The sequence below is a fragment of the Nocardioides sp. YIM 152588 genome, from assembly GCF_040191335.1.
Classification (GTDB): Bacteria; Actinomycetota; Actinomycetes; order Propionibacteriales; family Nocardioidaceae; genus Nocardioides.
The window spans coordinates 129352-149832 of sequence record NZ_JBEGDJ010000003.1 but is presented as its reverse complement, the minus strand read 5'-3'; the positions used below and the strand labels follow the sequence as shown (position 1 = coordinate 149832).

Annotated in this window: 19 protein-coding genes and 1 pseudogene; 10 read left to right on the top strand and 10 right to left on the bottom strand. The window is 72.0% G+C overall.

Annotation, left to right across the window (positions count from 1 at the left end; all coding sequences use genetic code 11):
* Positions 1 to 93: 93 nt before the first annotated feature.
* The 3 genes from ccrA (at position 94) to ABLM29_RS03385 (ending at position 3976) form a co-directional block, all read left to right on the top strand.
* Positions 94 to 1434 carry a crotonyl-CoA carboxylase/reductase gene (ccrA, locus tag ABLM29_RS03395; protein WP_349712405.1) on the top strand — a complete coding sequence of 447 codons (1341 nt, stop codon included), beginning with the start codon at positions 94 to 96 and terminating at the stop codon, positions 1432 to 1434.
* Between the two features lie 158 nt (positions 1435 to 1592).
* Positions 1593 to 2822, top strand: coding sequence for a coiled-coil domain-containing protein (locus ABLM29_RS03390; protein WP_349712404.1), 1230 nt, complete (start codon positions 1593 to 1595; stop codon positions 2820 to 2822).
* Positions 2819 to 3976: an AI-2E family transporter gene (locus ABLM29_RS03385; protein ID WP_349712402.1), complete on the top strand. Its 1158-nt coding sequence runs from the start codon at positions 2819 to 2821 to the stop codon at positions 3974 to 3976. The genes ABLM29_RS03390 and ABLM29_RS03385 overlap by 4 nt, the downstream gene beginning before the upstream one ends.
* A 448-nt stretch (positions 3977 to 4424) precedes the next feature.
* On the opposite strand, the gene ABLM29_RS03380 is transcribed toward ABLM29_RS03385, so the two are convergent.
* Complete coding sequence (locus ABLM29_RS03380; protein WP_349712400.1) at positions 4425 to 5402, bottom strand: EamA family transporter; 978 nt, start codon at positions 5400 to 5402, stop codon at positions 4425 to 4427.
* A 38-nt stretch (positions 5403 to 5440) separates the two neighbouring features.
* On the opposite strand from ABLM29_RS03380, the gene ABLM29_RS03375 reads away from it, so the two are divergent.
* Positions 5441 to 5977: a CGNR zinc finger domain-containing protein gene (locus tag ABLM29_RS03375; protein WP_349712399.1), complete on the top strand. Its 537-nt coding sequence runs from the start codon at positions 5441 to 5443 to the stop codon at positions 5975 to 5977.
* 74 nt (positions 5978 to 6051) lie between these two features.
* Here ABLM29_RS03375 and ABLM29_RS03370 read toward each other — a convergent pair whose 3' ends face one another.
* Positions 6052 to 6837: an alpha/beta fold hydrolase gene (locus tag ABLM29_RS03370; protein WP_349712397.1), complete on the bottom strand. Its 786-nt coding sequence runs from the start codon at positions 6835 to 6837 to the stop codon at positions 6052 to 6054.
* A 156-nt stretch (positions 6838 to 6993) separates the two neighbouring features.
* Here ABLM29_RS03370 and ABLM29_RS03365 point away from each other — a divergent pair, with 156 nt between their 5' ends.
* On the top strand, positions 6994 to 7518 hold the full coding sequence (locus tag ABLM29_RS03365; protein ID WP_349712395.1) for a DUF4189 domain-containing protein: 525 nt from the start codon (positions 6994 to 6996) through the stop codon (positions 7516 to 7518).
* A gap of 37 nt (positions 7519 to 7555) precedes the next feature.
* Here ABLM29_RS03365 and ABLM29_RS03360 read toward each other — a convergent pair whose 3' ends face one another.
* Positions 7556 to 8719 (bottom strand): 3-hydroxyacyl-CoA dehydrogenase family protein, encoded by a 1164-nt coding sequence (locus ABLM29_RS03360; RefSeq protein WP_349712394.1) that lies wholly within the window; start codon positions 8717 to 8719, stop codon positions 7556 to 7558.
* 122 nt (positions 8720 to 8841) lie between these two features.
* Here ABLM29_RS03360 and nucS point away from each other — a divergent pair, with 122 nt between their 5' ends.
* Entirely contained in the window at positions 8842 to 9531 is a 690-nt protein-coding gene (gene nucS / locus ABLM29_RS03355; RefSeq protein ID WP_349712392.1) for an endonuclease NucS, read from the top strand.
* A 39-nt stretch (positions 9532 to 9570) separates the two neighbouring features.
* Positions 9571 to 10176, top strand: a complete 606-nt coding sequence (locus ABLM29_RS03350) for a DUF952 domain-containing protein (RefSeq protein WP_349712391.1) — start codon at positions 9571 to 9573, stop codon at positions 10174 to 10176.
* Between the two features lie 60 nt (positions 10177 to 10236).
* On the opposite strand, the gene ABLM29_RS03345 is transcribed toward ABLM29_RS03350, so the two are convergent.
* Both ABLM29_RS03345 and ABLM29_RS03340 read right to left on the bottom strand, forming a co-directional pair.
* The gene (locus ABLM29_RS03345; protein ID WP_349712390.1) at positions 10237 to 10761 is read right to left on the bottom strand and encodes a ferritin; all 525 of its coding nucleotides are present in this window, start codon (positions 10759 to 10761) and stop codon (positions 10237 to 10239) included.
* 44 nt (positions 10762 to 10805) lie between these two features.
* Positions 10806 to 11003 (bottom strand): hypothetical protein, encoded by a 198-nt coding sequence (locus ABLM29_RS03340; protein ID WP_349712388.1) that lies wholly within the window; start codon positions 11001 to 11003, stop codon positions 10806 to 10808.
* Between the two features lie 87 nt (positions 11004 to 11090).
* Between ABLM29_RS03340 and ABLM29_RS03335 the strand changes: the two genes are divergently transcribed.
* The gene (locus tag ABLM29_RS03335; protein WP_349712387.1) at positions 11091 to 11450 is read left to right on the top strand and encodes an ArsC/Spx/MgsR family protein; all 360 of its coding nucleotides are present in this window, start codon (positions 11091 to 11093) and stop codon (positions 11448 to 11450) included.
* 57 nt (positions 11451 to 11507) lie between these two features.
* On the opposite strand, the gene ABLM29_RS03330 is transcribed toward ABLM29_RS03335, so the two are convergent.
* Together ABLM29_RS03330 and ABLM29_RS03325 are read right to left on the bottom strand one after the other, a co-directional pair.
* Positions 11508 to 13541, bottom strand: a complete 2034-nt coding sequence (locus ABLM29_RS03330; RefSeq protein ID WP_349712386.1) for an ethylmalonyl-CoA mutase — start codon at positions 13539 to 13541, stop codon at positions 11508 to 11510.
* Between the two features lie 89 nt (positions 13542 to 13630).
* Complete coding sequence (locus tag ABLM29_RS03325; protein ID WP_349712385.1) at positions 13631 to 13951, bottom strand: STAS domain-containing protein; 321 nt, start codon at positions 13949 to 13951, stop codon at positions 13631 to 13633.
* Positions 13952 to 14150: 199 nt separating this feature from the next.
* Here ABLM29_RS03325 and ABLM29_RS03320 point away from each other — a divergent pair, with 199 nt between their 5' ends.
* Both ABLM29_RS03320 and ABLM29_RS03315 read left to right on the top strand, forming a co-directional pair.
* On the top strand, positions 14151 to 14741 hold the full coding sequence (locus ABLM29_RS03320) for a cob(I)yrinic acid a,c-diamide adenosyltransferase (RefSeq protein WP_349712384.1): 591 nt from the start codon (positions 14151 to 14153) through the stop codon (positions 14739 to 14741).
* 67 nt (positions 14742 to 14808) lie between these two features.
* Positions 14809 to 18000, top strand: a complete 3192-nt coding sequence (locus ABLM29_RS03315; RefSeq protein ID WP_349712382.1) for an SNF2-related protein — start codon at positions 14809 to 14811, stop codon at positions 17998 to 18000.
* Between the two features lie 130 nt (positions 18001 to 18130).
* Here the strand turns inward: ABLM29_RS03315 and ABLM29_RS03310 are convergent.
* The 3 genes and pseudogenes from ABLM29_RS03310 to atpD form a co-directional block, all read right to left on the bottom strand.
* A pseudogene (locus tag ABLM29_RS03310) lies at positions 18131 to 18573 on the bottom strand (DUF2550 domain-containing protein).
* A gap of 3 nt (positions 18574 to 18576) precedes the next feature.
* A complete protein-coding gene (locus ABLM29_RS03305) occupies positions 18577 to 18987 on the bottom strand; it encodes a F0F1 ATP synthase subunit epsilon (RefSeq protein WP_349712381.1) in 411 nt (136 codons plus the stop codon).
* Between the two features lies 1 nt (position 18988).
* A complete protein-coding gene (gene atpD / locus ABLM29_RS03300; RefSeq protein WP_349712380.1) occupies positions 18989 to 20443 on the bottom strand; it encodes a F0F1 ATP synthase subunit beta in 1455 nt (484 codons plus the stop codon).
* Positions 20444 to 20481 lie beyond the last annotated feature (38 nt).

The following is a 20481-nucleotide window of genomic DNA, read 5'->3' as shown; positions in this document are numbered from 1 at the left end:
GCACGCGGAGGTTACCGGCGGGTATCTTCCACACCGGCTAGACCTCCGCAGCCTTCACACCGCTAGCCATCAACCACTAGGGAGACGACGCTCGTGCAGCACATTCTCGACGCCATCCTCGCCGAGGGGACCTCTTCGGAGGACTTCGCGAACCTGGACCTTCCGGAGTCCTACCGGGCGGTGACCGTTCACAAGGACGAGGTCGACATGTTCGAGGGCGTCCCCTCCAAGGAGAAGGACCCCCGCAAGTCGCTGCACCTGGACGAGGTGCCGCTCCCCGAGCTCGGCCCCGGCGAGGTCTTCGTCGGCGTCATGGCCTCCTCGATCAACTACAACACCGTGTGGACCTCGATCTTCGAGCCCGTCTCCACCTTCGGCTTCCTGGAGCGCTACGGCCGGATCTCGCCGCTCACCAAGCGCCACGACCTGCCGTACCACATCGTCGGCTCCGACCTCTCCGGCGTCGTGCTGCGCACCGGCCCCGGCGTGACCAAGTGGAAGGCCGGCGACCGGGTCGTCGCGCACTGCCTCTCGGTCGAGCTGGAGTCCGCCGACGGCCACAACGACACGATGCTCGACCCCGAGCAGCGGATCTGGGGCTTCGAGACCAACTTCGGCGGCCTCGCCGAGGTGGCGATGGTCAAGGCCAACCAGCTGATGCCCAAGCCCGAGCACCTGACCTGGGAGGAGGCCGCCTCACCCGGCCTGGTCAACTGCACGGCGTACCGCCAGCTGGTCTCGAAGAACGGCGGCGCCATGAAGCAGGGCGACAACGTCCTGATCTGGGGCGCCTCCGGCGGCCTCGGTGGCTTCGCGACCCAGTACGCCCTCAACGGCGGCGCCACCCCGATCTGCGTGGTCTCCAACGAGGAGAAGGCCCAGATCGTGCGCAACATGGGCGCGGACCTCGTCATCAACCGCTCCGAGATGGACTTCAAGTTCTGGAACGAGGACGGGACGCAGCAGAACCCCAAGGAGTGGCAGCGCCTCGGCAAGGCGATCCGCGAGCTCACCGGCGGCGAGGACATCGACATCGTCTTCGAGCACCCGGGCCGCGAGACGTTCGGCGCCTCGGTCTACGTGACCCGCAAGGGCGGCACGATCACCACCTGCGCCTCCACCTCGGGCTACATGCACGAGTACGACAACCGCTACCTGTGGATGAACCTCAAGAAGATCATCTCCAGCCACTTCGCCAACTACCGCGAGTCGTGGGAGGCCAACCGCCTCATCGCCAAGGGCAAGATCCACCCGACCCTGTCGAAGACCTACCGCCTCGAGGAGACCGGCCAGGCCGCGCTCGACGTGCACCACAACAAGCACCAGGGCAAGGTCGGCGTGCTCGCGCTCGCCCCGACCGAGGGCCTGGGCGTGATCGACACCGAGCTGCGCGAGCAGCACATCGACAAGATCAACCTCTTCCGCGGGATCTGACCGACGCCACGACGTCCGTCGACGAGGCTCCCGGCGCCGACGCGCCGGGGGCCTCGTTACATTTTGGAGCACAACCGGTACGGCGTGTGTGAACTGCTTCGGGCATCAGGGATCATGGTGCGGTCCCCCCTTTTCCCAGACGCACGGAGACGCCCCCGATGAGCGACCAGGGTCTGTCCATCTTCGACGAGCCGAACGACGACACCGGCTCGTCCGGCGACGGCAGCGCGACCACATCCACCACCGACTCCCAGACGACGCAGGTGATCCCGACCGTCGCCGAGACCCCGAAGCCGACCGCCGCGCCCAGCACGCGGCCGACCGCCCCGCCGGCGGGCGCCGCGCGCCCGACCACGCCGGGCATGTCCACCGGTGCGCCCGCGGGCCCCGGCAACCCGGCCGGCCTGCCGGTCGTGCGCCGCGGCGGCTACGACCGCGTCGCGGTCGACGCCCAGATCCGCCAGCTGTCGGCCGACAAGACCTCCCTCCAGGAGCGCGTCAAGGCCGCCGAGAGCCGCGCCTCCGACCTGGAGAAGGACCTCAGCAAGGCCAAGGGCGAGCTCGAGGAGCACGTCACCCCCTCCTACGCCGGACTCGGCGGTCGCGCCAGCGCGATGCTGCGCCTGGCCGAGGAGGAGGCCGCCGAGCTGGCCGAGGCCGCCGAGCGGGACGCCGCCGAGATCCGCGACCAGGCCAACCGCGACGCGAAGGCGATCCGCGCCGAGGCCACCCGCGAGGCCGACGACATGCGCGCCGTGCAGCTGCGCGAGCTCGAGGACAACCGCACCCGCCTGCTCGCCGACGCCGAGCAGGAGCGCGCCCTGGCCAAGAGCGAGGCGGAGGACACCCTCGCCGGCGCCCGGCGCGAGGCCGACCAGCTGCGCCTGGCCGCCCAGCAGGAGACCGGCGAGATGCGCGCCGCCGCCCAGCGCGAGGTCGAGCAGGCCCGCGCCGCCGCGGACCGCGAGGTCCAGGAGGCCCGCCGGATGCTGGCGGTGGAGAAGGAGCGCCTGGCGCGCGAGGCCACCGACCACCACAACAGCGCGGTCGCCGAGACCCGCCGCCTGGTCGAGGAGGCCGAGCAGCGGGCCACCGCCGCCGAGGAGCGCGCCGCCGACTCCGCCAAGCAGTCGGCCGCCAACCGGGCCGCCGCCCAGAGCGAGTCCGAGGGGCTGCTGAGCCGCGCCCGCCGCGAGGCCGAGCAGATCGTCGCCTCCGCCCGCACGCAGGCCGAGTCGATCACCGCGAGCGGTGACGCCGAGGCGCAGCGCGAGCTGGCCAAGACCCGCTCGGAGCTCGACCGGCTCACCAAGCGTCGCGACTCGATCACCGCGCAGCTGGCCTCGCTCGCCGAGCTGGTCGCCGGGTTCGGCGAGGACGAGAGTTGATCGGCGGCCGGCGCGGGAAGCATCCGATCGACCCCGACCCGGCGGCCTCGTCGTCCGACGAAGCCGCCGAGGAGGTGGCGGAGGAAGCCCCCGCGCCGGCCCCCTACGGCCACCAGGGCGAGCCGTTCGACCGCCGGTCGCCGTTCTTCATCGGCTTCACCGGCGGCGCCGGTGCCCTCCTGGCGTTCGCCCTCTTCACCGCGCTGCTGAGCATCAGCTCGGTGGTGCTCCTGATCGTCGTCTCGTTCTTCCTCGCCGCCGGCCTCAACCCGTCGGTGGAGTTCCTGGAGCGACGCGGCCTGAAGCGCTCCTGGGCCTGCGGCGCCGTCACGGTCGCCGCGCTGGCGCTCGTCGCGCTCTTCCTGGTGGCCATCGTCCCGGTCATCACCGACCAGGTCGCCGCGCTGACCCAGAACGTCCCGACCTGGCTCGACCAGCTCAACCGGAACGAGCGGATCCAGGCCCTCAACGACGAGTACGACCTCATCGACAAGGCGGAGTCCTTCGTCACCGACGGCGACTTCATCTCGACGCTCTTCGGCGGCGCGCTCGGCTTCGGCCTGAAGATCGTCTCCGCGCTCTTCAACGGCTTCGTCATCGTCATCCTGACGCTCTACTTCCTGGCGTCGCTGAAGACGACGACCGGCGCGCTCTACCAGCTCGCCCCGGCCTCGCGGCGCGAGCGGGTCTCCAAGCTGGGCGACAAGGTGATCCACAACATCGGCGGCTACGTCTCCGGTGCGTTCGTGGTGGCGACCACCGCCGGACTCTCCTCGCTGGTCTTCCTCTGGTTCACCGAGGTGCGCGAGTACGCCGTGGCGCTGGCCTTCGTGATCGCCGTGCTCGACGTGATCCCGATGATCGGCGCCACCCTCGGCGCCGTGGTCGTCACCGCGATCGCCTTCGCGACCGACGTGCGCAGCGGCATCGCGTGCGCGATCTTCTTCCTGATCTACCAGCAGGTCGAGAACTACATCGTCTACCCGCGGGTGATGAGCAAGTCGGTCGACCTGCCCGGCGCGGTGATCGTGATCGCGGCCCTCGTCGGCGCCGCGCTGCTCGGCGTGGTCGGTGCGCTGCTCGCGATCCCGGCCGCCGCCGCGGTGGTGCTGGTGCTGCGCGAGGTCGTGGTCCGGCGGCAGGACCTGCGCTGACGCCGGAACGGCGACAGGGCATGTCATCGGCCGGGGCGGTCGGGCAGGCCCGCCTGAGGCGGTCGGGGCCGGCTCGGCCGAGGCGCATGTAACACGCTGTTCGCCGTTCTGCTCGGCCGTCGACGTCGGTTCGATCCCGTCGCGGCGGGCTGGAAGTGACGTGGACGGCCGGGTGGCCCGGTGGACCGCGTGTTACATGGCCGAACCTGGCTCGACCCGACTCACCCGGCCGGACCGGCCGGACCGGCTCGGGTCGTGTGCCTGAGGCATCGAAATAGAGGGTTGCTGGGCACACGAGCCCGCCCACGCCCGCCCCGCCCCGCCCCGCCCCGCCGCGGGTCGTGTGCCCCACACATCGAGATGCCGGGTTCTGAGGCACACGACCCCGCCCGGGCACTCAGCCGCTCGGCGGACACTTCGGCGGAGTGAACGAGTGGGGCGCCCGCCCTCAGACGGTGACCGGCTCCGGCGCCACCACGGCGCGCTCGCCCACCTTGACGAGGACCACGCCGGCGAGGATCAGCACGCCGCCGAGCAGCTGCACCGGGCCCGGCAGCTCCGCGAGCAGCACCCACGCCCACAGCACGGCGAAGACCACCTCGCCCAGCGCGACGAACGACGCCACCCGCGAGCCCAGCGCCCGCGCGGCGCCGATCCCGGTCACGTAGGAGACCGCGGCGGTGAGCACGCCGAGCAGCAGCACCGGCACCCACCACGGCACCGTCGACCCCGCGTAGGCGACCGCCTGCGCGTTCGCCGCGACCGGCAGGGCACCCACCAGCGCCAGCAGCCCGAGCGCCGCTCCCCCGACCAGGAGGCCGCCCGCGGCCAGGGCGAGCGGCGGCAGCCCGCCGGCGTCGTCCGCCGAGATCAGGAAGTACGACGCCGCGCCGACCATCGCCGCCAGCGCCCAGGCGACACCGGCCGGGTCGAGGCGGGCACCGGTGAACAGGTCCAGGACCAGCAGCAGGCCGACGGCCGCCACCCCGGCGCCGCCGAGCGTCAGCGGGCCGGGGCGCTGGCCGCGGCGCACCCAGAGCCAGCCGACCACGGCCACCGGGGCGGCGTACTCGATCATCAGCGCGGGCCCGACCTGCATGTGCTGGACGGCGGAGAAGTAGCAGAACTGCGCCCCCGCCACCGCGAGCAGGCCGTAGGCGAGGATCCGGCCGGCGTTGCGCCGGACGACGGACCAGCGGCCGCGCAGCGCGGCCACCCCGAAGGGCAGCACGACGACGGCGCCGATCGCGATGCGGAGCCCGACGACGGCGCCGGGACTCCAGCCGGCCGCGAGCAACGGACGCGCGAGGGCACCCGAGAGCGCAAAGGTGGCCGCCGAGAGGATCGCGAGGCCGAGCCCGCCCCGACCACCCCGGACGCCCGGGGCCGGCGCCACCACGGGCGCGTCATGAGCAACTGATGCCATGACACATGACGCTACGCCCGGCGATGTAACCTGTCAAAGTGGTTTTCGCTGATGACACGGAACTGGCGCTCCAAGCGGCCGCCGCGCTCGTGAACACGGCCGAGCCCCCGGACACGCTCGCCACCGTGGCCGATCTCGACCGCTTCTTCGACGAGCACGCCTACACCGGCCGGCACGACAGGGACGCCGCCGAGCTCGCGCAGGTCAGGGCGGTCCGCCCCGCGCTGCGCGACCTGCTGCTCGCCGACCGGGACGAGGCCGCCGCGCTGGTCAACGCGATGCTCGCCGAGCACCGAGCCCTCCCGCGACTGGTGCGCCACGACCCGCAGGACTGGCACGTGCACGCGGTGACCCCCGAGCGCCCCCTCGCGGAGCGGATCGTGGTGGAGACCGCGATGGCCATGATCGACGTGATCCGCGCCGACGAGATGTCGCGCCTCGGCGAGTGCGCCGACGACGGCTGCGCCGGCGTCGTGCTGGACCTCTCGCGCAACCGGTCGCGCAGGTTCTGCTCGACCGCCTGCGGCAACCGCAACGCCGTCGCCGCCTACCGGGCCCGGCGGGCCGGGGACTGAGCGGCCGGACGGGCCGGGGACTGAGCGGCCCGACGGGCCGCCGACGGGGCCCCGACGGGGCCCGACGGGGTGACTCAGTCGCGGGCGAAGCGGCGGACGGCCTCGGCGAAGATCTCCGGCTGCTCGGAGTGGACCCAGTGCCCGGCCTCCTTGATCACGAGCCGCCGGTTGTTCGGGAACCAGCGGTCCATCGCGGGCTCGTACTCCTCGGTGACGTAGGAGGACCGCCCGCCGGCGACCCACAGCACCGGGCCCTCGAACGGGGCGACGCCCTCGAGCCGGTCCTCGGGCCAGTCCGCGATCGTCGGCAGGTCCCGCTCCAGCAGCGGCAGGTTGGCCTGCCACCGCCAGCCGTCGCCGTCGGCGTCGCGGCGCAGGTTCTGGAGCAGGAACCCCCGGACCGCCGGGTCCGGGGCCACCGGCGCGAGCAGGCCGTCCGCCTCCTCGCGGCTGCCGAGGGTGGTCAGGTCGATCGCGTTGAGCGCGTGCGGGTACCGCGACAGTCCCCCGGGCGTCTCGGCGTAGCGCACCGGCGACATGTCGGAGACCACCAGGCGTCGTACCAGCCCGGGCTGGGTGAGCGCGAGGAGCATCGCGACCTTGCCGCCCATCGAGTGGCCCACCACGGTGGCGGTGCCGTCGTCGGGCACCACGGCGGCGACCTTCTCGGCGACCTCGAAGTAGTCGAAGTGGTCGGTCCAGGGTGACCGGCCGTGGTCGGGCAGGTCGACCATCAGGATCCGGTGCTCCCCGGCCAGGGCCTTGCCGATCGTGGTCCAGTTCCGGCCCTGACCGAACAGGCCGTGGAGGAAGACCACCGGCGAGCCGTGCTCGCCGAGGGTGAGGGAGTGCAGCGCCACCCCGGGAGTCTCCCAGACGCGACCGGGCCGGGCGGGCCTGGCCCGGATCGGGGTTGCCGAGGTGCGCCGGCGGGTGCAGACTCCCCGAGAGGCATCTCCGCCCGGTTCACCGACGCGGCGCCGGTGGACGGGGCACCCACCGACCCGAGGAGCGCGATGATCCTTCCACGAGCACTGCTGCACTGGACGATCGCCGCGGTCCTGGCGGCCGCTCTGGTCGCCGGCACGGCCGCCACGGCACCGGCGGCCCGGGCCGCCACCGACGGGTCCGACCGCGACGCCGCCGCCCTCACCACCGCCCGGTACGACGCCGGGCAGCGCCCGACGGCGCGGCGCGGCTGCACCAAGCGCTGCTTCGGCGCGATCTCGGTCAACCCCAAGGACGGGGTCGCCTACAGCGTGATCAACCTGTCGCAGAAGAAGGCCGCGGTGAAGACCGCCCAGCGGCGCTGCAAGAACCGCAGCGACCACCCCGGCCAGTGCCGTAAGGCCGCCTGGACGCGGAACGCCTGCGCGGCCGCGGCCGCCCGGGTCCACGACGGCCAGGTGGTCGCCTGGGGCGGCGACTGGGGCCAGACCAAGAAACGCGCGATCCGCAAGGCGAAGAAGGCCGTCCGGGCGATCTCCTCTCCCCCGGGCAAGATCAAGAAGTGGTCGGCGGTCTGCACCGCCAACAGCTGATCCCGCCGACCTGACGGCTGCGGCCGCGCCATCCAGCTCAGTAGGTGTGGAAGCCCTTCTTCGTCTTGCGCCCGAGCTCGCCGGCCGCGACCTTCGCCTCCAGCGTGGCCGCGGGCGCGAAGCCCGGCTCCTTGAACTCGGCGTGCAGCTCCTTCTGGATCGCCAGGGAGACGTCGTTGCCGACCACGTCGAGGAGCTCGAACGGCCCCATCGGGAAGCCGGCGGCCTCCTTGATCGCGGTGTCGATGACCTCGAGGTCGACGCCGGTCTCGGCGAGCAGGACCGCGTCGTTGAGGTAGGGGAAGAGCAGGCAGTTGACGATGAAGCCGGAGCGGTCGCCGCAGGAGACGGCGACCTTGCGGACCTTGGCGCACAGCGCCTTGACCGTCTCGTCGACGTCGGCCGCCGTCGACGGCGTGGTGACCACCTCGACCAGCTTCATCACCGGGGCCGGGTTGAAGAAGTGCATGCCGATCACGTCGGCGGGGCGGTCGGTCGCAGCACCCAGCTGGGTGACCGGCAGCGACGAGGTGGTGGTCGCGAGGATCGCGCCCGGCTTGCAGATGCCGTCGAGGTCGCGGAAGAGCTCGAGCTTGACGTCGAGGTCCTCGGCGATCGCCTCGACCACGATGTCGACGTCGGCGAGCGCGGCGCGCTCGGTGGCGCCGGTCAGGCGCGCCAGGACGGCCGCCTTGTCGTCCTCGGTGGACTTGCCCTTGGCGATGGCGCGGTCGAGGTTCTTCGTGATGTAGCCGACGACGCCGTCGAGCTTCTCCTGGCTGCGGCCGACGTAGACCACGTCGTAGCCGCTCTGCGCGAAGACCTGGGCGATGCCCGAGGCCATGGTGCCGGTGCCGACGACGCCGACCTTGGCGATGTCGCGCTTGAACGTCGGCCGCGGGGCGTCGGCGCCGGCACCGAGCTCGGCGAAGGTGCCGCCCTCGGTGGCGAGCCGGTCGAGCAGGGCGGCCGGCTGGTGCAGGCGGTCGCCGCTCTCGGCGTACCGCTTCGCCAGGGCGTCGCGGACGGTCGCGGCGCCCAGCTCGTCGATCAGCGTGAGAGGGCCCTGGGCGTAGCCGCAGCCGAACACCATGCCGGCCTCGATGTCGGTCACCGAGGCGTAGGACGCCTCGTACATCCGCACCGCGTGGTTGAGGTACGGCAGCACAAGCGTGTCGAAGATCTCGTCGCTGGAGGTCATGCGCGGCAGTGTGTCACCCCGCTCCTCCCATGACTACCCGTCGGTAACTATTCGAGACGGACGTCACATCGCCTCGGGCTGCGTGACGGGCGCGGTGACCCCACCCGGTAGCCTCGGGCGCTGTGAGAATCGTCGTCGCGCGCTGCCAGGTGGACTACGCCGGAAGGCTCACCGCCCACCTCCCGATGGCCACCCGGGTGCTGATGATCAAGGCGGACGGCTCGGTGCTGGTGCACTCCGACGGCGGCTCCTACAAGCCGCTCAACTGGATGTCGCCGCCGTGCACCGTGCGCGAGGGCGAGACCGAGGACGGCACCGTCGAGTGGACCGTCACCGCGAAGGCGACGAAGAACCAGGCGCCGGACACGCTGCGGATCCTGATCGAGGAGGTCCACCACGACACCTCCCACGACCTCGGCATCGACCCGGGCCTGCAGAAGGACGGCGTGGAGAAGCACCTGCAGGAGCTCCTCGCCGACCACCCGGGCACGCTGGTGCCGGGACTGAGCCTGGTCCGCCGCGAGTACCCGACGGCGATCGGCCCGGTCGACCTGATGTGCCGCGACGCCGACGGGGTGAGCGTCGCGGTCGAGATCAAGCGGCGCGGGGAGATCGACGGGGTCGAGCAGCTGACCCGCTACCTGGAGCTCCTCAACCGGGACCCGCTGCTGGCGCCGGTGCGGGGCATCTTCGCGGCCCAGGAGATCAAGCCGCAGGCACGGGTGCTCGCCGGTGACCGCGGGATCACCTGCGCCGTCGTCGACTACGACGCGCTGCGCGGGCTCGACGACCCCACCGACCGGCTCTTCTGAGCGCTCCTCCGACCGGGTCCACCACCGAGGGGCGGCGTCGTGGCCACGATCTTCCACCTGGCGCTGGCCTCCGACTGGGCGGCGGCGCAGCAGACGGGCGAGTACGCCGTCTCCACCCGCGGCCGCACGCTGGCCGAGGAGGGCTTCATCCACGCCAGCCGCGGCGACCAGTGGCCGGGCGTGCGGGCCGCCTTCTACGCCGACGTCGACGAGCCGCTGCTGCTGCTCCGCATCGACACCGACCTGCTCGACGTACCGGTGGTGGACGAGCCGGCGGCGCCCGGGGCGGCCGAGACGTTCCCGCACATCTACGGGCCGCTGCCGACCACCGCCGTGGTCCGGGTGCTACCGCTCTCCCCCGCCGGGCGGCCGGCGGCCGCCGCGACCGCGCCGAGCCCCGCCCCCAGCACCAGCACCAGCACCAGCACCAGCACCAGCACCTTCGCCGCGGTCTACTTCCGCGAGATGTTCGCCAATGCCGGACTGATCCTGCTGGTCCTCGCGGTGGGCTTCGCCGGGATCCTCCTCGGCGTCGCCCTCGGTGGGGAGGCGGGCCCGGGCATCGGCGGGATCACGGGCACCGCACTCGGCCTGGCGCTGGCGACTCTGCTGTACCGCCGCCGCGCCAAGCGCGGTAGTCCCTGACGAAAAGCACCCGCAACCGCGGAGATCAGGTGCTTTTCGTCAGGGACTACCCGTGATCGGTCAGGCCCCGGCGACCGGCGGAGCCGTCGGGTCGGCCTCGTCGCCGGCGGCCTCGCGGGCGACCCAGTCCTCGATGGCGTTCACGTCGTCCTTGCTGCGGGTGACGACGGTGAGCAGGTCGCTGACCGTGGCGACCTCCTCGACCTGCTCCTTGATGAACCACTGCATGAACTGCTCGGAGGCGTAGTCGTACTCCTCGCGGGCGATCCGCACCAGGTCGTTGACCTGCGCCGTGACCGTCTTCTCCTGCTCCAGGGCGAGCGCGACCGGGGCCACCACGTCCCCGAAGTCGGCCGTCGGCGCCGGCAGCGCCGGGATCCTCACCTCGGCGTCGGTGTCCAGGAGGTACTGGACCATCATCATCGCGTGCTCGCGCTCCTCGAGCGCCTGGCCGTAGAAGAACGCCGCCATCTGGGGCATCGTCAGCGCGTCGTAGTAGACCGCGCAGGCCAGGTACTGGTTGTGGGCGGCGAGCTCGTTGCCGATCTGGGCGTTGAGCTGGTCGGTGAAGCGGGAGGCTGCCATGGGCGCCAAGCCTAGTGGGCGGCCCGGAGGGCCGAACGCGCAGGTCAGGCTGCCTTGGCGAGCTTCTTCTTGGTGACCTTCTTGCCGTCGGTGCGCACCAGCTCGCGCTTCTTCACCGTGTACCCCTCCGGCAGGGTGCCCTCCTTGAGCATCCGGATCGGGCAGCGACCGCAGCGCGACTTGGAGACGCAGCACTTGGTCTTCGGGAGCCGGGCCTTGCCCGACCTCTTCTTCTTGCCCACGTCGAGCAACGTAGCACAAGGATAGGCGAGCCTTACCTGCCCCGATCCTGGCCGGGACGACCCCCTGACCCGCACTAGGGTGGCGCCGTGATCGAGATCTGGCTCAACCCCGCCTGCTCCAAGTGCCGCACGGCGGTGAGCGAGCTCGAGGCCTCCGGGAGCGAGTACGTCGTCCGCCGCTACCTCGACGACCCGCCGACCGTCGCCGACCTCGAGGACGTGCTGGGCCGGCTCGGCCTGGAGCCGTGGGAGATCGCGCGCACGGCCGACGCCCGCAAGCTCGGCGTCGGCCTGCCCGCCAAGGAGGCGGCGTACCGCGCGGAGTGGGTGCGCCTGATGAGCGCCCACCCTCGGCTGATCCAGCGCCCGATCCTCACCGCCGCCGACGGCACGACCGTGGTCGGCCGCGACCCCGACTCCCTGGCCCGGGTGATCGCCGCCGGCTGAGCCCCACAACGAGCGCGAGTCGGCAGAAAGTTTCTGCCGACTCGCGCCTCGTGCGGGTCAGGCCAGGTCGTTGGCCGTGCGGATCACGTCGACGATGCCGCCCATGATCTCGGTCAGCCCGAAGTCCTTGGGCGTGTAGACCGCGGCGACGCCGAGCTCGACGAGCCGCTTGGCGTCGGACTCGGGGATGATCCCGCCGACGATCACCGGGATGTCGGCGACGCCCTGGGCCCGCAGGCCGTCCAGCACCGCCGGGACCAGCTCCATGTGGGAGCCCGAGAGGATCGACAGGCCGACGCAGTGCACGTCCTCCGCGACCGCCGCGGCGACGATCTGCTCCGGGGTGAGCCGGATGCCCTGGTAGATCACCTCGAAGCCGGCGTCGCGGGCCCGTACGGCGACCTGCTCGGCGCCGTTGGAGTGGCCGTCGAGGCCGGGCTTGCCGACCAGCAGCCGCAGGCGGCCGCCGAGCTCCTCGCCGGTGGCCTTGACCCGCTCGCGGACCGCGGTCAGCTCGGCGCCGGCCTCGGCCACGCCGACCGCGCCGCCGACGCCGGTGGGCGCCCGGAACTCGCCGAAGACGCCGCGCAGGGCGGCCGCCCACTCACCCGTGGTGGCCCCGGCGCGGGCGGCGGCCAGGGTCGCGGTCATCAGGTTGGCGCCGGTCTTGGCGTCGTCGGCCAGGCGGGCCAGCGCGGCGTCCACCTCGGCCTGGTCGCGCTGCGCCTTCCACGCCTCGACGGAGGCCAGCGCGGCCTTCTCGGCCTCGGGGTCGGCGACCATGATCGCGCCGTCGAGGTCCGCGGTCAGCGGGCTCTGCTCGGTGGTCTCGAACCGGTTCACGCCGACGATGACCTCCTCACCGCCCTCGATCCGCGCGCGCCGCGCGGCGTGGGAGGAGACGAGCTCCTGCTTCATGTAGCCGGAGTCGACGGCGGCGATCGCGCCGCCCATCGCCTGCACCCGGTCGATCTCGGCCTTGGCGCCGGCGACCAGCTCGGCGACCTTCGCCTCGATCACGTGCGAGCCGTCGAAGATGTCGTCGTACTCCAGCAGGTCGGACTCGAAGGCCAGCACCTGCTGCAGCCGCAGCGACCACTGCTGGTCCCAGGGCCGAGGCAGGCCGAGCGCCTCGTTCCAGGCCGGGAGCTGGACGGCACGGGCGCGGGCGCTCTTGGAGAGCGTCACGCCGAGCATCTCCAGCACGATCCGCTGCACGTTGTTCTCGGGCTGCGCCTCGGTCAGTCCGAGGCTGTTGACCTGGACGCCGTAGCGGAAGCGCCGCATCTTCTCGTCCGTGACGCCGTAGCGCTCGCGGGTGATCTCGTCCCAGAGCTCGACGAAGGCGCGCATCTTGCACGTCTCCTCGATGAACCGGACGCCGGCGTTGACGAAGAACGAGATCCGGCCGACGACCTTCTCGAAGTCCTCGTCGCTGACCTGGCCCGCGGCCTTGACCGTGTCCAGGACGGCCATCGCGGTGCACAGCGCGTAGGCCAGCTCCTGCGTCGGCGTCGCCCCGGCCTCCTGCAGGTGGTAGCTGCAGATGTTGATCGGGTTCCACTTCGGGATGTTGTTGACCGTGTAGGCGATCATGTCCGCGGTCAGCCGCAGCGACTGCTCCGGGCCGAAGACGTAGGTGCCCCGCGACAGGTACTCCTTGATGATGTCGTTCTGGGTGGTGCCGGCCAGCTGGGCGGCGACCTCCTCCGGCGACAGCTCGGGGTTCTGCTCCTCCGCGACGACCTGGTACATCGCGAGCAGCCACATGGCGGTCGCGTTGATCGTCATCGAGGTGTTCATCCCGGTCAGGGGGATCTGGTCGAAGAGCTTGCGCATCTCCCCCAGGTGCGGCACCGGTACGCCGACCTTGCCCACCTCGCCGCGCGCGAGCGGGCTGTCGGGGTCGTAGCCGGTCTGCGTGGGCAGGTCGAAGGCGACCGACAGGCCGGTCTGGCCCTTGGCCAGGTTGGTGCGGTAGAGCGCGTTCGACGCCTCGGCGGTGGAGTGGCCGGCGTAGGTCCGCATCACCCAGGGGCGATCCTTGGGGTGGTTGACCTGACCGTCGGCGGACGCGGGAGTGGTGCTCATGTGCGCAGCCTAGGCCGATTCCGTACTCGCTGGTAACAGCGTCCGGTGTGGGAAAGACGACGCGGCGCCCTTCCCGGGCCCGCCACGGCTCAGACCGCGATCGATCCCCGCTCGAGCTGGACGACCCGGATCAGGTGGGTCAGGTGCAGCATCCGCAGCACCTGCGGCGACGCACCGCGCAGGGCGATGTGGTCGCCACGCCAGACCGCGCGCCGGCTCGCCGCACCGATCACGCGCAGCGCGGTGACGTCGACTGACACGACCCCGTGCAGGTCGATCACGATCGCGCCGCCGTGCTGGCGCAGGTGGTCGTAGATCGCGGTCCGCACCTCGCCGGTCGACCGCACGTCGAGGTCACCCCGTAGGAGCAGCGTCGGCCCGTCGGCCGTGATCTCCAGCGTGTCCACCATCTGCTCCCTCCGCGCCCCCAGCTCCCGAGACTGTGGGCTTCCTCACCAATGGTGACGTTCCGGAGCGGCCTTGGGTTGCATAGCACAAGGAATTTCTCGCGTGTCGAACAGGTTCCATGTCCACCTCTCCAGGCCGAGATTCTCTGGCCGGCCGCGGACGGCGGGACGGGCCCGGGGCGGCGTCTCCTAGGCTGGAGCCATGGTGAACCTGACCCGGATCTACACCCGCACCGGCGACGCCGGGCAGACGCGCCTGGGCGACATGAGCGTGACCGCGAAGACCGATCCGCGCCTGGCCGCGTACGCCGACGTCGACGAGGCCAACGCCCACCTGGGCGTCGCCCTGGCGACCGGCGGGCTCGACCCCGAGGTCGCCTCCGTCCTGCTGCACGTCCAGAACGACCTGTTCGACGTGGGCGCCGACCTCTGCACCCCGGTGGTGGCAGACCCGGAGTACCCGCCGCTGCGGATCGAGCAGGACTACGTGGACCGGCTGGAGGCGTGGTGCGACCGGTTCAACGCCGACCTGCCGACGCTGCGCTCGTTCATCCTCAACGGCGGCACCGCGGCGGCCGCGCACCTGCACGTGGCCCGGACGGTGATCCGGCGCGCCGAGCGCGCCGCCTGGGCGGCCCACGACGTGCACGGCGAGACGATGAACCCGCTCGCGATCACCTACCTGAACCGGCTCTCGGACCTGGTCTTCATCCTCGCCCGGCACGCCAACCGCGAGAACGGCGACGTGCTCTGGGTGCCCGGCGGCGAGCGGGCCGCAGGCGCCGGCGCCTGAGCCCGCAGCGCAGGAGCGCCGCCGCCCACTCGTCGGCGTCGCGCCCGCGTGCCACGATGGCGCTGAGATGAACATCCTTGCCGGCCTCACCGACGAGTTCCTCACCGAGCACTTCGCTCCCGAGACGCTCGAACGGGCCCAGCCCTACGCGGGACGGGTCACCGACGTCGAGCTCAACTCGCTGAGCCAGGGCTCGGTGACCGCGACCGCGGTGGTGCCCGGCACGCGTCCGGAGCCCTACCAGGTGCAGATGCACGCCGAGGTCGGCACCTCGGGCAGCGGGTGGCTGTTCACGGTCTGCACCTGCCCGGTGCGCTCGCTCTGCAAGCACGGGGCGGCGCTGGCGCTGCACCTGCGCCGCGGGTTCGTCGGCCAGGGACGGAGCGCGCCCTGGCAGCGCACCCTGACCCGGCTCGCCGAGGAGCTGCAACGGCAGGCCCCCGGCGTCGAGGCCCAGGTACCGCTGGCCCTGGAGTTCTCCCTGGACCGCCGCCGCGGTCTCGGGTCCGGCCGCACCGTGCGGCTGCGGCCGCTCCGCCCGGGCGCCCGGCAGCCGTGGGTGCGCACCGGCGCCGAGTGGTCCGACATCCCGCACGCGGTCGCCACCCACCGGCACCCGCCCGCCCAGGGGGCCGCCGTCGGCTCGCTCCAGACGCTGCTCCAGGCCCACCGCCCGGCCGGGTACGGCGCGGGCCCGCCCGCGCTCGACGAGTTCGGCCCGACCGCGCTGCGGCTGCTCCGCGAGGCCGACGCGGCGGGCGTCCGGCTGATCGCCGGCTCCGGGCTGAGCGGCGTCGTGCTCGCCGAGGAGCCGGTCACGCTGGTCGCCGACGTCACCGCCGCCGAGCGCGGCAGCGCCGTGCAGGTCCGCGTGGCGATCGACGACGGCACGCAGCGCCACCACGGCGACGACGTACTGCCCATCGGCCACCCGGCGTCCCTCGTCGGGCTGCTGTCCGACGGGTTGCTGACCCTGGCCGAGGCGTCCACGCCGATCCCGCCCGCGGCGCGGCACCTGCTCGAGGGCGACCCGGTCACCGTGCCGGAGGCCGACGTGCCCGACCTGCGCGAGCGGCTGCGCGGCCTGGTCCGCCTGCTTCCGGTCCGCTCCCCCGACGGCGCGGTCGAGGTGCCGTCACCGCTGCGGCCGCTGCTGGTGCTGACGGTCACCTGGCTCAGCTCGACCGGCGCGACGCTCGCCTGGCAGTGGCAGTACGACGACGGCCCGGCCGCGCTCCGGTGCGACCTGCGCAGCACCGACACCCTCGGCGGCGTCCGCGATCCCGCGGCCGAGGCGGCCGTCCTCGAGCGCGTCCCCGAGGCGCTGCGCGACCGCACCGAGATCCTCGACGGCGACGCCCTCGCCTTCGGCCTGCACGACCTCCCGTTCCTGCGCACCCTCCCGGACGTGCGGGTCGAGGAGGAGCAGCGGCCGGACTTCCGGGAGGCCACCGGCGCGCCGAGCATCTCCTTCGACCTCGTCGAGCCGGAGCCGGACCCGGACGCGGAGGCCGACGCCGCCACCACCGACTGGCTGGACCTGGCCGTGGTCGTCACCGTCGAGGGCGAGGCGATCCCGCTGCCCGACGTCATCGCCGCGCTCACCCTCGGCCGCGAGCACCTCGTCCTGCCCAGCGGCCTGTTCATCACCACCGACCGCCCCGAGTTCGACCGGCTGCGCGACGTGGTCGCGGCCGCCGCCGAGCTCCGCGAGCCCGACGGCGACCGGATCGGCGTCGGCCGGCACGACCTCGGCCTGTGGGCCCAGCTCGCCGACACCGGCGTGGTGGCCAGCGAGGCGGCCGAGTGGGTGCGCCGCGCCCGCGCGCTGCGCGACCTGGAGGAGATCCCGCGGCCGGAGCCGACCGGCATCGGCACCGACCTGCGCTCCTACCAGCGCGAGGGCTTCTGGTGGCTGGCCTTCCTCTGGGAGCACGGGCTCGGCGGGATCCTGGCCGACGACATGGGTCTGGGCAAGACGCTGCAGGTGCTGACCCTCATCGCCCACGCCCGGGCGCGGCGGCCCGAGGACCCGCCGTTCCTGGTGGTGGCCCCGACCAGCGTGGTGACGGCCTGGGCCGGCGAGGCCGCCCGGCACGCGCCCCACCTGAAGGTCGGCGTGGCCGCGCGTCGGACCGACGACGTCGCCGGGCTCGCCGCCGGCAACGACGTCGTGGTCACGACGTACACGCTGCTCCGGCTCGCCGAGGACGACTACGCCGCCGAGTCCTGGAGCGGGCTCGTGCTCGACGAGGCGCAGCAGGTCAAGAACCACCAGTCGAAGACCTACGCCGCGGCGCGCTCCGTCTCCGCCCCCTTCCGGCTCGCGGTGACCGGAACGCCGTTCGAGAACCGGCTGATGGAGCTGTGGGCGCTGCTCTCGATCACGGTCCCCGGCCTCTACCCGTGGCCCCGCGAGTTCCAGAACCACGTGGTGCGCCCCGTCGAGCGCAGCGGCGACCGGGCGGCGCTGGACCGGTTCCGGCAGCGGATCCGCCCGTTCCTGCTGCGGCGGACCAAGGAGCTGGTCGCCGACGACCTGCCGCCGAAGCAGGAGCAGGTGCTGGAGGTCGACCTCTCCGAGCGCCACCGCAGGGTGTACGACGCGCACCTGGCCAAGGAGCGGCAGCGGCTGCTCGGCCTGCTCGACGACTTCGACCGCAACCGGGTCGCGATCTTCTCCGCGCTCACGACGCTGCGCATGCTCGCGCTCGACCCGGCGCTGGTCGACCCCGAGCACGAGCGGGTCGGCTCGGCGAAGACCGAGGTGCTGCTGGAGCACCTCGCCGAGATCGCCGCCGAGGGGCACCGGACCCTGGTCTTCAGCCAGTTCACGTCGTTCCTGCGCCGGGTGCGGGAGTCGCTGGCCGACGTCAACATCCCGACCGCCTACCTGGACGGGTCGACCAGGGACCGGCAGGGCGTGATCGACCGGTTCCGCGAGGGCGACGCCTCGGTCTTCCTGATCTCGCTCAAGGCGGGCGGCACGGGCCTCACCCTGACCGAGGCCGACTACGTGTTCGTGCTCGACCCGTGGTGGAACCCGGCCGCGGAGGCGCAGGCCGTCGACCGCGCACACCGGATCGGCCAGACCTCGCGGGTGCACGTCTACCGGATGGTCGCCACCGACACGGTCGAGGAGAAGGTGATGGAGCTCAAGGCGCGCAAGGCCGAGCTCTTCGCCCAGGTGATCGACGGCGAGGGCGCGATGACGACCGCGCTGGACGCCGACGACATCCGCTCGCTGTTCACGGACTGACACCCGGACTGCCGAGTTGGGGGAAAGCGACCTCCGAGTTGGGGCCAAGCGACCGGTGCCGGTCGCTTGGCCCCAACTCGGAGGTCGTTTTCCCCCAACTCGGCCAACGGGTGAACGCCGAGCCGGCTGGCTACTGCTTGTTCCAGTCGGTGCCCGGCGGGCGCGCCTCGAGCCACGCCTGGAACCCCGTCAGCGAGGAGGGGCTCATCGCGAGCTCCACGGGGCCGCGGGGTGACCGGCACACGATCACCACGTGGTCGGGGAAGAGCGAGCTGCTCTCCTCCCCCACGGCGGAGCGCTGGTCCTCGTAGACCAGGTCCGAGCGGGCCCACGAGGCGCGGGGCGCCGGGAGAGGGTGAACACCCGGAACCACTCCAGGCGCTCACCCGAGTAGCGGCCCAGGCCGAGGGCCCAGCCGCGACCGGAACGCCCGCTCCGGATGCGGTGGCTCATCTCGAAGGTGCCGCCGTTGCGGGCAAGGAAACGGCGCCGGACGATCAGCCCGGCGCCGTATCCAAGAGCCAGGAGCAGCACGACACCCGCAGTGTCGACGAGCCACTCCCACCAGTGCATCGCCTAGGAGACTCGCTCGGCTGCGCGCAGCCGCGTCTCGGCGCGACGGATCTCCTGCTCGGCGTTGTCCCGCGACTGCAGCAGGTGCTCGCGCGCCTGCTCCAGGTCGGCCTTGACCGCGTCGACGTGGATCTCCTCACCCAGCTCGACGATCTCCGACAGCACCGAGACCCGGTCGTTGGCGACCGAGATGAAGCCACCGGACACCGCGGCGACGACGACGTCGTCGGTGCCGGACACCTGGATCTCCACGACCGCCTCGGACATGAGCGAGAGCAGCGGCGCGTGCCCACGCAGCACGCCGATGTCACCCTCGGTCGTGCGCGCGATCACCATCGCTGCCTCGCCGGACCACACGGTCCGGTCGGCGGCGACCAGCTCGACGTGCAGCGTGCCCTCAGTCGTGTCGGCCATGTCAGAGGCTCTTCTGGATCTCGGCCCAGTTGCGCTCGACGTCGTCGAGGCCACCGCACATGAAGAACGCCTGCTCGGCCACGTGGTCGTACTCACCGTCGGCGATCTTGTTGAACGCCTCGATGGTGTCCGCCACGGGGACGGTCGAGCCCTCGATGCCGGTGAACTGCTTGGCGACGTAGGTGTTCTGCGACAGGAACCGCTGGATCCGGCGCGCCCGGGACACGATGATCTTGTCCTCTTCGGACAGCTCGTCGACACCGAGGATGGCGATGATGTCCTGGAGCTCCTTGTTGCGCTGCAGGATCTGCTTCACCCGGATCGCGCAGTCGTAGTGCGCCTGACCGATGTACTGCGGGTCGAGGATCCGCGAGGTCGAGGTCAGCGGGTCCACGGCCGGGTAGATACCCAGCGACGCGATCTCACGCGACAGCTCGGTGGTCGCGTCGAGGTGGGCGAAGGTGGTCGCCGGAGCCGGGTCGGTGTAGTCGTCCGCCGGCACGTAGATCGCCTGCATCGAGGTGATCGAGTGACCGCGGGTCGAGGTGATCCGCTCCTGCAGCACGCCCATCTCGTCGGCCAGGTTCGGCTGGTAGCCCACCGCGGACGGCATGCGGCCGAGCAGCGTGGAGACCTCCGAGCCGGCCTGGGTGAACCGGAAGATGTTGTCGATGAACAGCAGCACGTCCTGCTTCTGCACGTCGCGGAAGTACTCCGCCATCGTCAGCGCCGAGAGGGCGACCCGGAGGCGGGTGCCCGGCGGCTCGTCCATCTGGCCGAAGACCAGGGCGACCTTGTCGAAGACGCCGGCCTCCTGCATCTCGACGATGAGGTCGTTGCCCTCACGGGTGCGCTCGCCGACACCGGCGAACACCGACACACCGGCGTGGTTCTTGGCCACGCGGGCGATCATCTCCTGGATGAGCACGGTCTTGCCCACGCCGGCGCCGCCGAACAGGCCGATCTTGCCGCCGGTCACGTACGGGGTCAGCAGGTCGATGACCTTGATGCCGGTCTCGAACATCTGGGTCTTCGACTCGAGCTGGTCGAACGCGGGCGCCTTGCGGTGGATGCCCCAGCGCTCGTTGATCTCGAGCTGCTCGCCCTCGGCGAGGTTGAGCACGTCACCGGTCGCGTTGAACACGTGGCCGAGCGTGACGTCGCCGACCGGGACCTCGATCGGGGCACCGGTGTCGGTGACCGACTGGCCGCGGACCAGGCCGTCGGTGGGCTTCAGCGAGATGGCCCGGACCATGCCGTCACCGATGTGCTGGGACACCTCGAGCGGCAGGACCGCGGTCTCGCCGCCGAGGGTGACCTCGGCCTCGAGCTTGTTGTAGATGTCGGGCATCGCGTCGACCGGGAACTCGATGTCGACGACGGGGCCGATCACCCGGGCGATACGACCGACCGAGGCCGCGCCGGCGGCGGTGGTCTCTTCAGCGGTTGCAGTCATTGTCTTACTCCGTTGAGCTGGAAAGGGTTTCGGTTGGT